This window comes from Marinomonas sp. S3726, from assembly GCF_000967665.1.
Lineage (GTDB): Bacteria > Pseudomonadota > Gammaproteobacteria > Pseudomonadales > Marinomonadaceae > Marinomonas.
Window position 1 is genome coordinate 30,045 of sequence record NZ_JXYC01000011.1, and the last position, 14,164, is coordinate 44,208.

At 41.0% G+C, this 14,164-nt stretch carries 12 protein-coding genes; 9 read left to right on the forward strand and 3 right to left on the reverse strand.

The window, feature by feature from the left end; translation table 11 throughout:
• Positions 1 to 134 precede the first annotated feature (134 nt).
• The 5 genes from TW85_RS09520 to TW85_RS09540 all read left to right on the forward strand — a co-directional run bounded on the left by TW85_RS09520 (position 135) and on the right by TW85_RS09540 (position 5,648).
• A complete protein-coding gene (locus TW85_RS09520) occupies positions 135 to 1,166 on the forward strand; it encodes an agmatine deiminase family protein (RefSeq protein WP_046016899.1) in 1,032 nt (343 codons plus the stop codon).
• Between the two features lie 42 nt (positions 1,167 to 1,208).
• The gene (locus tag TW85_RS09525) at positions 1,209 to 2,315 is read left to right on the forward strand and encodes an extracellular solute-binding protein (RefSeq protein ID WP_052702056.1); all 1,107 of its coding nucleotides are present in this window, start codon (positions 1,209 to 1,211) and stop codon (positions 2,313 to 2,315) included.
• 102 nt (positions 2,316 to 2,417) lie between these two features.
• Entirely contained in the window at positions 2,418 to 3,290 is an 873-nt protein-coding gene (gene aguB / locus TW85_RS09530) for an N-carbamoylputrescine amidase (protein WP_046016900.1), read from the forward strand.
• A gap of 169 nt (positions 3,291 to 3,459) precedes the next feature.
• The gene (locus TW85_RS09535; protein WP_046016901.1) at positions 3,460 to 5,133 is read left to right on the forward strand and encodes an amidohydrolase; all 1,674 of its coding nucleotides are present in this window, start codon (positions 3,460 to 3,462) and stop codon (positions 5,131 to 5,133) included.
• Positions 5,134 to 5,243: 110 nt separating this feature from the next.
• The gene (locus TW85_RS09540; protein ID WP_046016902.1) at positions 5,244 to 5,648 is read left to right on the forward strand and encodes a hypothetical protein; all 405 of its coding nucleotides are present in this window, start codon (positions 5,244 to 5,246) and stop codon (positions 5,646 to 5,648) included.
• A gap of 175 nt (positions 5,649 to 5,823) precedes the next feature.
• Here the strand turns inward: TW85_RS09540 and TW85_RS09545 are convergent, their stop codons facing one another.
• The gene (locus TW85_RS09545; RefSeq protein WP_046016903.1) at positions 5,824 to 7,419 is read right to left on the reverse strand and encodes an isocitrate lyase; all 1,596 of its coding nucleotides are present in this window, start codon (positions 7,417 to 7,419) and stop codon (positions 5,824 to 5,826) included.
• 575 nt (positions 7,420 to 7,994) lie between these two features.
• On the opposite strand from TW85_RS09545, the gene TW85_RS09550 reads away from it, so the two are divergent.
• Positions 7,995 to 10,163: a malate synthase G gene (locus TW85_RS09550; protein ID WP_046016904.1), complete on the forward strand. Its 2,169-nt coding sequence runs from the start codon at positions 7,995 to 7,997 to the stop codon at positions 10,161 to 10,163.
• A 241-nt stretch (positions 10,164 to 10,404) separates the two neighbouring features.
• On the opposite strand, the gene TW85_RS09555 is transcribed toward TW85_RS09550, so the two are convergent.
• Positions 10,405 to 10,692: a hypothetical protein gene (locus TW85_RS09555; protein WP_052702058.1), complete on the reverse strand. Its 288-nt coding sequence runs from the start codon at positions 10,690 to 10,692 to the stop codon at positions 10,405 to 10,407.
• Positions 10,693 to 11,073: 381 nt separating this feature from the next.
• Between TW85_RS09555 and TW85_RS09560 the strand changes: the two genes are divergently transcribed.
• The 3 genes from TW85_RS09560 (at position 11,074) to TW85_RS09570 (ending at position 13,324) form a co-directional block, all read left to right on the forward strand.
• Entirely contained in the window at positions 11,074 to 11,427 is a 354-nt protein-coding gene (locus TW85_RS09560; protein ID WP_046016905.1) for a GFA family protein, read from the forward strand.
• A gap of 173 nt (positions 11,428 to 11,600) precedes the next feature.
• Positions 11,601 to 12,449, forward strand: coding sequence for a transporter substrate-binding domain-containing protein (locus TW85_RS25430; protein ID WP_052702060.1), 849 nt, complete (start codon positions 11,601 to 11,603; stop codon positions 12,447 to 12,449).
• An 89-nt stretch (positions 12,450 to 12,538) separates the two neighbouring features.
• Positions 12,539 to 13,324, forward strand: coding sequence for a transporter substrate-binding domain-containing protein (locus TW85_RS09570; protein ID WP_046016906.1), 786 nt, complete (start codon positions 12,539 to 12,541; stop codon positions 13,322 to 13,324).
• On the opposite strand, the gene TW85_RS09575 is transcribed toward TW85_RS09570, so the two are convergent.
• The gene (locus TW85_RS09575; RefSeq protein ID WP_238326193.1) at positions 13,321 to 14,019 is read right to left on the reverse strand and encodes a winged helix-turn-helix domain-containing protein; all 699 of its coding nucleotides are present in this window, start codon (positions 14,017 to 14,019) and stop codon (positions 13,321 to 13,323) included. The genes TW85_RS09570 and TW85_RS09575 overlap by 4 nt on opposite strands.
• Between the last annotated feature and the right edge of the window lie 145 nt (positions 14,020 to 14,164).

Consider the following 14,164-nt stretch of genomic DNA (forward strand, 5'->3'; position numbering starts at 1 on the left):
GAGTCAGATTTTCAACACATAATACGCAATTAAATACAGTATGTTATTTAAAATTTTCATGTGTTTTTAATGAGGAATCAAAACTAGCGTTACCTTCTTAACTCTTAAAACATGATGGATTTAGGTAAATCGCAATGACAACCAAGAATGAAATCAAAACAGATCTAGCTGAACTAGGCTTTCGCATGCCGGCAGAATGGGAAGAGCATGATGCTTGTTGGATGATGTGGCCAAGCCGTAATGAAGTTTGGCCAGATATAGCAAAAACCAAACAGCATTATGCCGATGTTGCTAACACTATTAGCCAATTTGAAAGGGTTAATTTATTGGTTAATCGCAAAGATATAGGCCAAGCCCGTCATTTGTTGGATGAAAGGGTTAACCTGATTGAAGCCGAATTGAATGATTCCTGGGCGCGAGATGCTTGCCCTAACTTTTTAATTAATGATCAGGGAGCACTTGCTGGAAGTGTTTGGCGCTTTAATGCTTGGGGGGAAAAGTATCATCCTTATCAGCTAGATGATGAGGTGGGGGAAAAGGTTTTGAAAATCGCTCAAGTTCAAAGCTTTGTATCAGAATTGGTGGCAGAAGGTGGTGCTGTCACAACCGATGGAGAAGGCACACTTATTACCACTGAATCATGTTTGCTTAATACAAACCGGAATCCTGGCTGGACTAAGCAAGATGTCGAAAATGAGTTATGCCGTACTTTAGGGGCAAGCAAGGTTATCTGGTTGCCGGGGAACTGTGATGAAAATGAAACTGATGGACATGTTGACGGTATTGCCCAGTTTATTAAGCCTGGGGTGGTGTTGATGGAAACCTCTTTTAACACAGAGCATCCTTGGTATCAGATCATGAAAGATAACCTTGCAGCACTTGAAGGGCAAACGGATGCGAAAGGGCGAAAAATAGAAATTTGCCTGATTGAAGATGGGTTTGATGCTATTCCTTTAAATGACAATTATTGCACTTCTTATATTAATAGCTACTTCGCGAATGGGGCTGTGATCATGCCTAAATATGGTATTGCAGCGGATGAAAGGGCGAAAAAGGTTTATCAGAGGCTCTTTCCAGAACGTGACATTGTTCAGCTGGATATTTCTCATATTGCCGTTGGTGGTGGTGGAATTCATTGTATTACTCAGCAGCAGCCAAAAGCTTAGTCATACCTACGCCTTTAAAAATAACAATATTAGGTAAATACCATGAAAATTAACCAATTATTAATTGCCTCATTCATTCCTTTTATGTGCTTTTCAACTGCCAGTTATGGTCAGGATGAGACAAATAAAAGTGTGAATTTTTATAACTGGAATGACTATATCACGGAAGAAGCATTAGAGAGTTTTACTCAAAAAACGGGAGTGAAAATTCAATATGATCTGTTTGACTCTGTCGATACGGTTGAAACCAAGTTGTTAACAGGTGCCAGTGGTTATGATCTGGTGATGTCCGATGCTTCAAGGCGTTTAAAACGTCAGATTAAAGCGGGTGCTTTTCAGAAATTAGATAAATCAAAGTTAGCTAACTATCAAAATATTGATCCACAAGTACTGGGCTGGATTGAAAATTTTGACAATGACAACCTATATGCCTTGCCTTACATGTGGGGAACCACAGGGCTTGGCTACAATGTGGCAGAGGTAAATCAACGCTTACCTAATGCTGATAAAGACGGTTGGAGCTTATTGTTAGATCCAGACAATGTTTCCAAGCTAGCAGATTGCGGCGTCATGCTATTGGATGATGTAGAAGAGCTTTATGTGGCTACCTTGCTTTACTTAGGTAAGGATATAAACGAAGCGAGTTCGGCTAATTTGAAGCTTGTCGAAAGCCATCTCAAAAAAATCAGACCCTATATTCGCTCCTTCAGTAATTCCATGTATATGACAAACTTGGCAAGTGGTGAGTCATGTCTCGCTGTAGGTTACAACGGCAGTATTTTCATGGCTCAAGATACAGCGGATCAAGCGGGTAATGGCATTAAACTAAATTATGTCATACCAAAAGAGGGCGCGACTTTATGGTTCGACGCTATGGGGATTCCTGTTGATGCACCTAATCCAGACCATGCGCATTTATTGTTAGATCATTTAATGGATGGTGAAATTATGGCAGGTATTAGCAATCTAGTGAGATTTGCTAATGGTTACTCTGCCTCAGTGCCATATCTAGAGTCTTCATTGGTTGAGAATCCTGGGATTTATCCTCCAGAGTCAATCAAAAACCGATTGGTTCCTTTGCCAAACTTTACCCCTTCATTCGAGAAAAAACTGCGTCGTATGTGGAATCGCATCAAAGCAGGTAAGTAATCAATTTAATTACACCACTTTATTCACACCCTGATCGTTTGCGCTCTTGATAAGTGCAAAGGGGTTAGTGTGTCTTAAAAACTAATTTATTAAGGAAAGAATATGAGAAACATTAAAGTTGCTGCCACACAAATGGCCTGTACATGGGATACAGCTAGCAATATTCAACGAGCAGAAGAGCAAGTAAGAAAAGCTCACCAGCAAGGGGCTCAAATCATTTTATTGCAGGAATTATTTGAAACCCCTTATTTTTGCCAAGAGGTGGACCCTAAGCACTTTAAGCTAGCTAAACCTGTGGCTGGCAATGGTTTTATTGAGCATTTTCAAGGTTTAGCAAGAGAGCTTGAAGTGGTTCTACCTATCTCGTTTTTTGAAATTGATGGTAATAATTATTTTAACTCTATTGTGGTGCTAGATGCTGATGGCGCCATTGTAAGTCATTACCGCAAAGTACATATTCCTGATGCTGTGGGTTATTACGAAAAGTACTACTTTAGCCCAGGTGATACAGGTTTTCAGGTCGCAAAAACACGTTATGCCGATATCGGTGTGGCGATTTGTTGGGATCAATGGTTCCCTGAATCTGCTCGTTCTATGGTATTAAAAGGGGCAGAAATGCTCTTCTATCCAACGGCGATAGGAAGCGAGCCAAGTGATGCAAGCCTTGATAGTCGAGAACATTGGCAACAAGTAATGCAAGGACACGCCGCTGCAAACATGGTACCTGTGATTGCTTCTAACCGAATCGGGGAAGAAACGACCTCTGATTCAAGTATGACCTTTTATGGATCTTCCTTTATTGCTGACTATACGGGGAAAAAGATAGAAGAAGCTGATCAAAAATCCGAAGCAGTTATCTGTGCTAGCTTTGATCTAGATGAAGCCCAAGAGTACCGACGTACTTGGGGGATCTTTAGAGATAGACGTCCAAGCCAATATGCCTCTATCAACCGATTGTCAGCGGTTGGGACATAAGTAGCTTGAACGGTTAATTTATAAAAAGAGCGTAGCTTTTCTAGCCTTTAGCTACGCTTTCAAAAAATAGAATGCTGAGTATTTTTATCACTTAATTTTGCTGAGATATACTTAAGCAAACACTTAATGAGTTTTGATATTCATCATAAGAAATACGAAGGAAGATGCGATGAAACCAATTTTTTCTCCCGCTTTAGTAACGGGCTTGGCGATAAGTGCAAGCACTTTTGCGTTTGGGCAAGCGGATATGATTCTGACTAACGGAGTTATATATGGCCACGATAATGCGGATGCGATTGTCGTGGCAAATGGTGAAATCCTTTATATAGGTAATCAGTCAGATGCCTTAGGTTATCAGTCATCAGCAACTGAGCTTGTAGATTTGCAAGATGCATTTGTGATGCCTGGTTTTATTGATAACCACAACCACGTGTTTGAAGCCGCATCTGAAGCCGGTGGTAGCTGTGAATTAAGCATGGATGGAAACCTGAAAGAGCAGATTCGTTATTTAAAAGCTTGTCGTCGAAATGCGAATCCAAATGAATGGTTAACTGGCTATGGGTTTTCCATTGATGCTTTGTTATTAGAAAGAGGGCCTTATACACCGTTAGAAGTCATAGATAAAATTTTCCCTGATCAGCCTGTGGTCTTGATGGAGCAAACGTCTCATTCTATGTGGGTTAACTCTGTCGCATTAAAACAAGCTGGCATTACTAAATACTCCCCAGAGCCCCAAGGCGGGAAGATTCTAAAGGATGAAGAAACAGGCGAGCTGAATGGCATCCTGATGGATAACGCCGGTGATATTGTGATGGAGATGGCTTGGAATAGTCTAAGTAATCAATTTGATCAAAGTTATGACGGTTTAATGGCAGGTCTTGAGCAAGCAGCAGCCCATGGGATAACAACCATAGGTGATGGTCGTTTATATTGGAAACGGGGCTGGTATGAGGTGTGGCAAGAAGCGAAGAAGTCCGGCGATCTCACCGCGCGTGTGTCTTTAAGGCCTTGGATTTATCCAACCGATCCTATGACAGAGCAGTTAACCTATCTATCGACTATTCAATCTCGACAAGAGAAGGATCTGCTATTGGTCGATCAGGTGAAGATGTACAGTGATGGTATTTTTATCAATGGTACAGCGAAAATGCTAACACCCTATTTCGACACTTATATTCCTGATGAGCCCCGTGGTATTAACTATATACCGCCTCAAAAAATGAAAGCTTGGTTAAGTGAGCTAGATAAAATTGGCTTTAGTGCTCATATTCATGCCATAGGAGATGGTGCTGTGCGAGAGTCATTGAATGCAATCGAAGCTATGCGAGATCTTGGCTCTACCAAACCTTATACCTTAACCCATATTGAGTTAGTGAATAAAAAAGACGTGCCTCGTTTTGAAGCCTTAGATATCAGTGCGGATTTTCAGGTGGGTTCTGATTATGTGGCTTATCATGAGCATCAATGGGCAGAAGCTTTCTTAGGGGCAAAACGCACCAAAGCCTTGATGAATTTAAGAGCAATTTATGACACCAAGGCAAATGTCACGCTAAGCAGTGATTGGAATGTGCATGATATCAATCCATTAGTTGGTATTGCTAATAGTGTCATTATGGGGAAAACAGGTTTGCCTGATATTGAAAGCGCGATAGAGGCTTATACTATTAACGCGGCCCATAGCTTAGGCTTGGAAACGGTGACAGGCTCTATTGAAGTAGGGAAATCCGCTGACTTTGCCATTTTAGAAAAAGACATAAGGCAAATGCGTGTAAATAAGATTGCTGACACTGAAATTCTCATGACAATGTTGCAAGGCAAAGTTGTCTTTGATTCTGAGAGTTAATAGTTTAAGGCTGTATTCAGTTTTGCATAAATTGAGTGCAGCCTTTCTCTTCAGCGAAAGCGAAAAAGAAAATTGAAAGAAAGTTAAAAGGCCCAGGAGATTGGCTATAAATGGAAAAACCTAAGTTCTATTTAGAAGTAGCGATTAAACAAGGTATTTTGTTGGGGCTGGTAGCGCCTGTTTTGTTTTTGAATACCTTTGAGAGTATGGCTGAAATGGATAAATCGAATCAGTCATCTATCTTGACTGTGATAGGTTTGTTAATGGCCGCAGGTATCATTGGTGTATTTGAAGCAACCTACCAAAAGACTAAGTTAGCTCATACCGTTCAGCGTTATTTTGTTCATATCACTAAGTTTCTTTTATTTGTCGGTGTCACCGAACTTATGGTGCTTGCCATAGCCGCAATTGGAACCACTTTTTCCTTCTGGGACGATCCTCTTATTTGGGCGCTTTTGCCTATCTATCTTGCTTTGTATGTTTACGACTGGTGGGATGCTTTAGCGAGTAGCTAATAACCTTATTGGGTTTATCTAGGATAGGTTTCTCAGATGGAGATTTGTCTTTTTATTAGAGATTAAAAGCCAAAAAAAAGAGGCTGGACTTATGGTAGCCAGCCTCTTTTCTGGGTTTTGGTAACTCTCTTTTTCGAGCCTATGTCAATCAGCTCTAATGCGGGGAGGCAGAGAATTAACCAAATTGGTTCATGGTGTTGTCTTTACCAGACGCTTTCAGCGCGGCATCACCAGAGAAGTACTCTTTGTGATCATCACCCATGTTAGAGCCAGCCATTGCTTGGTGTTTCACACAAGCGATACCTTGGCGGATTTCTTGACGTTGAACACCTTTCACATAACCTAGCATGCCTTGCTCACCGAAGTACTCTTTCGCAAGATTGTCAGTAGACAATGCTGCTGTGTGGTAAGTTGGCAATGTAATTAGGTGGTGGAAGATTCCTGCTTCACGTGCTGCATCAGCTTGGAAAGTACGGATACGCTCGTCTGCTTCTGCTGCTAGATCTGTCTCATCGTATTCAACAGACATTAGGTTGTTACGATCATAAGCTGATACGTCTTTACCTGCTTCAGTCCAAGCATCAAATGTTTGCTGACGGAAGTTTAGTGTCCAGTTGAAAGATGGAGAGTTGTTGTAAACAAGCTTCGCATTTGGTACCACTTCACGAATACGGTTAACCATGCCAGCAATCTGCTGTACGTGTGGTTTCTCTGTTTCGATCCAAAGTAGATCAGCACCATTTTGTAGAGAAGTAATGCAGTCTAGTACTACGCGATCTTCACCAGAACCTTTCTTGAACTGGAACAAGTTACTAGGAAGACGCTTAGGACGAACCAGTTTGCCTTTTTGGTTAAGTAGTACATCACCATTTTTCATGTTGCTTGCATCAACTTCTTCCACATCTAGGAAGCTGTTGTATTGATCACCTAGGTCACCTTCAGCAGCGGTTACAGCGATCTGCTTAGTTAGGCCTGCACCCAAAGAGTCAGTACGTGCAACGATGACACCGTCTTCAATGCCTAGTTCTAGGAAAGCGTAACGAACCGCACGGATTTTCGCTAAGAAGTCTTCATGTGGCACAGTTACTTTACCGTCTTGGTGACCACATTGTTTTTCGTCAGATACTTGGTTTTCGATCTGGATACAGCAAGCACCTGCTTCGATCATTTGTTTTGCTAGTAGGTAAGTCGCTTCTTCGTTACCAAAACCTGCATCGATATCGGCAATGATAGGCACGATATGAGTTTGGTAATTGTCGATTTCTGCTTGTACTTTATCTTCAGTAGCATTGTCACCAGCATCACGAGCCGCATCTAAACTACGGAATAATTCACCTAGTTCACGAGCGTCTGCTTGACGTAGGAAGGTGTATAGCTCTTCGATCAAACCAGATACAGAGGTTTTCTCGTGCATAGATTGGTCAGGAAGTGGACCAAACTCAGAGCGAAGAGCAGCAACCATCCAGCCTGAAAGGTAAAGGTAACGGCGATCTGTGCTATTAAAATGCTTTTTAATAGAGATCATTTTTTGTTGGCCAATAAAACCGTGCCAGCAACCTAGAGACTGAGTGTACTGTGAAGAGTCAGCATCGTAACGTTCCATATCTGCACGCATAATTTTTGCAGTATAACGGGCAATGTCTAGGCCAGTTTTAAATTGGTTTTGAGCACGCATACGAGCGGCAAACTCAGGGTTAATTGCATTCCATGGCGCACCTTGAGATGCGATAAGGCTAGCGGTAGTGTCGATATCGTTTTTATAGTTTGACATGTTTCTTCCTCACTGGTGACAGTTGCACTACTTAGTTAGCACTGTTTATTAAATTTTTGTTTTTTTGATGAAGCTTATTAAGGACTCAGTTTCTTTCTAAGCTTTGCATCTGGTCATTAACATTTGCTTGCGTTAGCGCTTGCTTGACCATGTGAAACAGCATAGAGAATTTAACCTGAATTAGTCTAATCTATATTATGCATTACTATCATTTAGAATATGAATGTGCTTTTTCAATGAAATGGGGTCATATTTATAGACAGCTATATTTATTGAAAAGCCTGCTTAATCGGCGCTGTATGTAGCTTTAGTACAAGTTTTTGTTGTTTTTACTGGCTTGATAGCAATTTGTGAAAATAAATTACAATTTTGCCTAGTGAAAAAGCAAATATAGTTAGTCAGTGATAATTGAAATAATCATTTTTTGTATGAATGATCTTATTATTTGTATGAATGTGAGGAATAAGTGTTAACAGCTCGTAACATATGTTTCACAAAATGAAATTCTGATACAATCAACTCATGCTAAATGAGCAAACTAGTAAGACTAAAAGTTAAAGATTAGGAAGGGGTTTATGACTGCAAGAATTCAAGAAGGTGGCTTACAAATTGCCGAAAACCTTTGGCAACTAGTGAACGATAAAATCGTACCTGGAACAGGTATTGAAACGAAGCAATTTTGGGCTAGCTTCGAAGCCATTCTGACTGATCTGGCACCAAAAAACAAAGATCTGTTAGCGAAGCGTGAAAGCTTACAAGCACAAATTGATGCTTGGCATAAAGAACGTGTGGGTCAAGCGCATGACGCAGTCGCATATAAAGCCTTTTTACAAGAAATCGGTTACCTACTTCCTGAAGGTCCTGATTTTAAAATCACAACAGCCAATGTTGATGTTGAGATTGCAGAGCAAGCTGGTCCTCAGCTAGTCGTACCTGTTAAGAATGCACGTTTTGCACTTAATGCTGCAAACGGCCGTTGGGGCAGTTTATATGATGCTCTTTATGGTACCGATGCGATTTCTGATGAAGGTGGCGCTGAAAAAGGTAAAGGTTATAACCCAGCCCGTGGCAACAAGGTCATTGCTTTTGCTCGTAATCACCTAAACAATGCCGCGCCTTTATTAAATGGTTCTCATGTTGGTACTCAAGCTTATGTTGTCGAAAATGGCCAATTAGTTGTTACTTTAGCTGATGGCACAACAACGGGCTTGGCTCAGCCAGAAAAATTTGTTGGTTACCGTGGCGAAGCAAGTGCACCTAGTGCAATCTTGCTTAAAAACAATGCCTTGCATATTGAGATCTTGATTGATGCTAATGGCGTAGTTGGTAAAACTGATAGCGCTGGCATTCAAGACCTAATCGTAGAAGCAGCAATCACAACCATTATGGACTGTGAGGACTCTGTTGCTGCGGTAGATGCAGAAGATAAAGTTGAAGTTTATTCAAACTGGTTAGGCCTAATGAAGGGCACTTTGGAAGAGTCATTTGAAAAAAATGGCAAAACCGTAACCCGTACGTTAAACCCTGATCGTGTTTACACCGGTGTTGATGGTGCTGAACTTGTACTTCACGGCCGTAGTATGCTGTTTGTTCGTAATGTTGGCCATTTAATGACTAACCCTGCGATCCTTGATAAAGACGGTAATGAAGTGCCAGAAGGTATCATGGATGCCATGGTGACTGTGCTTGCCGCTATGCATGATGTAAACAAAACCAATACGCTAACGAATAGCCGTGCTGGTAGTGTGAACATTGTTAAACCAAAAATGCATGGTCCTGAAGAAGTGGCTTTCGCTGTTGAGCTATTTGGCCGTGTTGAAGATGCACTTGGTCTTGCTCGCAATACGCTAAAAGTTGGCATCATGGACGAAGAGCGTCGTACTACTGTTAACCTAAAAGAATGTATTCGTGCCGCTTCTGAACGTGTTGTTTTCATCAACACAGGTTTCCTTGATCGTACTGGTGATGAAATCCATACCTCTATGCATGCTGGTGCTTTTGTGCCTAAATCTGCCATGAAGCAACAAGCTTGGATTCAAGCTTACGAAGATTGGAACGTTGATGTAGGTATCGAATGCGGCCTTCCAGGTAAATCACAAATCGGTAAAGGTATGTGGGCTATGCCAGATGAAATGGCTGCCATGCTAGAGCAAAAAATTGGTCACCCTAAATCTGGTGCTAACACAGCTTGGGTTCCTTCGCCAAACGGTGCGACTTTGCACAGTACTCACTACCATCAAGTCAGTGTTTTTGAACGCCAAGAAGCACTTTCAAGCCGTGGTCGCGCTAGCCTAGATGATATTCTAAGCATCCCGCTAATGGCTGATGCGAGTGAACTGACTGCTGAGCAGATCCAATTTGAAATCGACAACAATGCTCAGGGTATCCTAGGTTATGTTGTTCGTTGGATTGATGCAGGTGTTGGCTGTTCTAAAGTGCCAGACATTCATAATGTTGGCCTAATGGAAGACAGAGCGACCTTGCGTATCTCATCTCAACATCTTGCTAACTGGTTAGCACACGGCGTGTGCTCACAAGAGCAGGTTATGGAATCTATGAAGCGTATGGCGGCTATTGTTGATGGACAAAATGCTGGCGATAGCGAATATGTAAACATGGCACCTAACTTTGATGGTATTGCTTTCAAAGCGGCTTGTGATCTTGTTTTCAAGGGTGAAGTTCAGCCTTCAGGCTATACTGAGCCTCTTTTACATGCATACCGCATTGAGAAGAAAGCCGTATAGTTTTGGATTGAGCTTTAGTCTTGTCTAAGCACTAAGGCTCTTTTGCTTTCAGACTTTGTTATAAAGCTACTCGCTTGGTCGTTTATATTTATAAACTCCCGCGCTGCGTACTCTATGCCTCGCCTGAAAACAAAATCCCACTAAGTGCCAGATTGTAACTTTTGCGTTTAGGTACTAGTGATTAAAAAGCCGATGAGGTGGCTACCCCATCGGCTTTTTTGCGTCTGTTTGAAATGGGGAATTAGAACTTATTCCAGTTTGCCTGTAGCCATTTCATGGCTTCAATTTGAGTTTTTTGCTCTTTTGGCAGCTCTGCATGAATCACTTCTGCCACTTTGACTAGTGACTTTTTAAGCTTTAGGCGCTTAGCGCTGGCGAAGCGGGTGATAAGGTAATGTACTTCGGCGGCTTCTTGTTTATTAAAAGGGGTTTTATCTGGCGTGCCAGAGACTCTTGCGTCATCGCTTGGGATGGCAGTCATTTGATAAGTTATATGCTTTGGTAGGTCTGTGACTTTAAAAGGTTTCAAATGCTTTCTCTGGGCTTGTTAGTTGGTTTTGATCGTTAAAAGCTTACTCTTTTTTTAGGTTTTTGAAGCTTGCTTCTCTTAACCGCAAGAGTTTACGCTATTTAGCCTGAATTTGTTAAAGGAAACTGTGATTAAGCCACCTCTTCTCAGTCTGCTCTTTTAAGGATATGGGAAATTAGGATGACACTTCTTCTGTAAGACCTGAAAGGCATGGGCTAAAAGTCTTATCAATATGTTGAGAGCCTGATTAATAGAATAACTATTAATCAGGCTCTCGTCTTAAATCTCAAGCATTTTATCCACACGCTGAGGCGGGAGAGTTTGTTCGCAGCTTCCTTAATGCTTTTATCCATAAATAATTAGCTAAGGTCGAGGTTTTATATGCAGTATTCTGGTCAGTGTCATTGCGGTAGTGTGAAATTCGCTTTCGATGTCCCTCAAATTACTGAAGGGCTAACCTGCAATTGCTCTTTGTGTGTTAAGAAAGGCGCTATTATGAGTGCTTTTGTTGTGAGTGAAGCTGAGTTGCAAAGAGACATTCAACAAGGGGCTTTATCAACTTATACCTTTGGCACTGAAGTGGCTAAACATCATTTTTGTAATCAGTGCGGTATTTACCCTTTTCACCAAACTTTGCGTAAACCAGGCTTTTATCGTGTAAACCTGAATTGTGTTGATGACTTAGATTTAAAGCAACTGAGTTTGTCTGAATTCGATGGCGCTAATTTATTATAACAGAGCCCACATGAATGCTGCGCATGACATAATATCAAGGCCACTATAAGTTCATGTTGGTGGTCTTTCTTCTCATAAAGTGAAAACGTCAAAATTGCATGAATATTGACCAATCGTTTATATTTTTATTGTTTAAAATATAAGCAAAAAGAGATTCGTCTCTAGGTGGTTTTGTGCGTAATTGTTTTTTGGCGTTATCCCTGTTTTTTTGTTTTTTTAGCTCTTCTCTTGTTAGCTCTCCTTTGATCGACACTTCAAAAACTAATGGCTCTTCCTTCGCTAATGGCACTTCCCTAGAAGGTAAGAAAGTTGTGACTCTCTGGAGTTATTATGATTACCCGCCATTTGTCATCAGTATGTCGGATAAAAAGGGCCTGAGTTACGACTTTGTCGAACTACTTAACCTTTTCTCAAATGATGAGTCCTATCAATATGAGCTGGAAGTTGTACCCAGAAAACGGCTCGATTCTTATCTCAATAATGGTTTTCAAGGGGCTGTTTTGTGGGTTAACCCTGTCTTCTTCGCTGATACACAAAGGCAAAAATATCGTTGGACAGAGCGCTTATTAGAAGACGAGCAAAGTTTTATATCCAAAAGTAAAAGCCCTTTTATTTTTGATGGTCCGAGCTCTCTAATGAAACCGGGCTTTGTTTTAGGTGGTATTCGTGGTCATTTATATGGTGGCATACAAGAGGAAATTGATGCGGGTAAGATTATTCGCAGTGATGTGAGCTATGTGAAACAAAATATCGGCATGCTTTTAAAAAACAGAGTGGATAGTTTTTTAATTCCTTTAACCACCATGAAGTACTATGAAAAAGAAATGAAGCTAACTCATAAGGTTTATTATTCGCCGACCCCCCTTAACTCTTATACAAGGCACATTTTAGTGAATCATAATTCGAGTGTGTTTCAGGCTTTAGATAAGGTGGTCAAGCAACTTGATCAGGACGATTATTGGTTAGCTCTGTTAGATCAATATGGTCTTGATGCACCCCTTGGTAAAAAGACGGACTATTAGAGCGACCAGCAAGCGTGGGTTTTATCATCTATTATTGGTTGAGTGGGTTTAATTTAACGCTTACTTTTCCCAATGTTCAGGAGTTTCTTGTGCTGAAAACGCTATTCATTCCTCTCATTATTTTATCTGGTTTGATCTTTAGCTCTGGGCTTAAAAGTAAAGAAGTAGTGACTTTATGGAGTTATTACGATTACCCTCCCTTTGTGATTAGCAAGGCAGATAGAAAGGGCTTAAATTACGACTTTGTTGAGATGCTAAACCTATTCGAAACAGATAATCCCTATCAATATGAGCTGAAAATAGTACCAAGAAAACGATTGGACTCTTATCTTAAAGAGGGTGTTAAGGGGGCTGTACTCTGGGTTAACCCTGTCTTTTTTGCGGATATAAAACGGGAAAAATACGATTGGACTCCTAGGGTGCTTGAAGACGAGCAAGCCTTTGTGTCTAGAGCGAGAACCCCTTTTATTTATAGTGGCCCCGAATCTCTGATGCAGCAAGGCTTTGTGTTAGGCGGGATTCGAGGTCATTTATATGGCGGTATTCAGAAAGAAATAGATGCAGGAAAAATAGCACGTAAAGATGTGACAACGGCTAGGCAAAATATTGGCATGTTATTGAAGGACAGAGTCAGTAGTTTTTTGATTCCTTTGTCGACGATGAAGTATTACGAAAAAGAAATGAAACTTAGCCATAAAATCTATTATTCGCCTAATCCTCTTAAAACTTACACTCGCCATATCTTGGTGAATCATGATGAAAATGTGGTTAATGCTTTATCTCGTATAGTAAATAGCCTGCCTAAAGATGAATATTGGAAGACCTTGTTAGATCAATATGGGCTGAGTTTGCCTAGAGGGAAAACAACCTACTAATTTATCTCTAAACCATAGCGTTGGTTTAGGCTTTTAAGGCCTGATTGGCTAAAAGAAATGGCCCTTGAATCTAAGTCTCGGCTTGCCCATTTACGAGATAGCGCATCTTCTAAAATCCATTTCCCAAGAGTACCTGCAAGGTGGCTTCTGCGTTCACTCCAATCGAGACAAGGTTTGCAGAGTGGCCGTTTACTGGATTCGAACTCAGCTAAATTAAAACCAAAGGAGGCAAAAGCAAGTTTGCCTGGCTCAGTTAAGTTTACTTGTAAATTATCTTCAGCGAGCCATCCTTTTCTTAATAAAGCATCATAAACCTTTACCGCAATTTCGCCTGCTAAATGATCGTAACAAATACGTGAATGCCGTAAGCGTTCATCATTTGGCCCAGTGTTAATGTCTTGGCTGCTTGCCTGGGTTGCTGATAGCTGGGCATTTAAGTTAAGCATGCCCTCTAGTACTTCTGCCACCTGATAGCTCTTTAGTTGGAAGTACTTATGTCGACCCTGTTTTCTCACTTGGATGAGTTGTCCCTCCACAAGTTTGTTTAAGTGAGTACTGGCCGTTTGAGCACTGATATCAGCATAAGTGGCAAGCTCTGTCGCAGTTAATGCCTTGCCACCTAAAAGCGCATTTAGCATGAGTGCACGACTTGAATCACCCATTAAAGCGGCGACTTGCGCGATATTGAATTCCACAGTGTTCTCCCTTAAACCTAATAAGCAAGTGTCTCTTTTGTATTTTCGCATACATCTTATGTTTGTATGCAGACTCTTTGGCAATATAGGCTTTTCTTGAATACATGCTTCGAGCCACATCGAAGTATGCTTTAACTGGCTTAAG

Coding starts and splice junctions, on each gene's coding strand:
- TW85_RS09520 (WP_046016899.1), top strand. CDS start 135: ATGACAACCAAGAATGAAATCAAAACAGATCTAGCTGAACTAGGCTTT.
- TW85_RS09525 (WP_052702056.1), top strand. CDS start 1,209: ATGAAAATTAACCAATTATTAATTGCCTCATTCATTCCTTTTATGTGC.
- aguB (WP_046016900.1), top strand. CDS start 2,418: ATGAGAAACATTAAAGTTGCTGCCACACAAATGGCCTGTACATGGGAT.
- TW85_RS09535 (WP_046016901.1), top strand. CDS start 3,460: ATGAAACCAATTTTTTCTCCCGCTTTAGTAACGGGCTTGGCGATAAGT.
- TW85_RS09540 (WP_046016902.1), top strand. CDS start 5,244: ATGGAAAAACCTAAGTTCTATTTAGAAGTAGCGATTAAACAAGGTATT.
- TW85_RS09545 (WP_046016903.1), bottom strand. CDS start 7,419: ATGTCAAACTATAAAAACGATATCGACACTACCGCTAGCCTTATCGCA.
- TW85_RS09550 (WP_046016904.1), top strand. CDS start 7,995: ATGACTGCAAGAATTCAAGAAGGTGGCTTACAAATTGCCGAAAACCTT.
- TW85_RS09560 (WP_046016905.1), top strand. CDS start 11,074: ATGCAGTATTCTGGTCAGTGTCATTGCGGTAGTGTGAAATTCGCTTTC.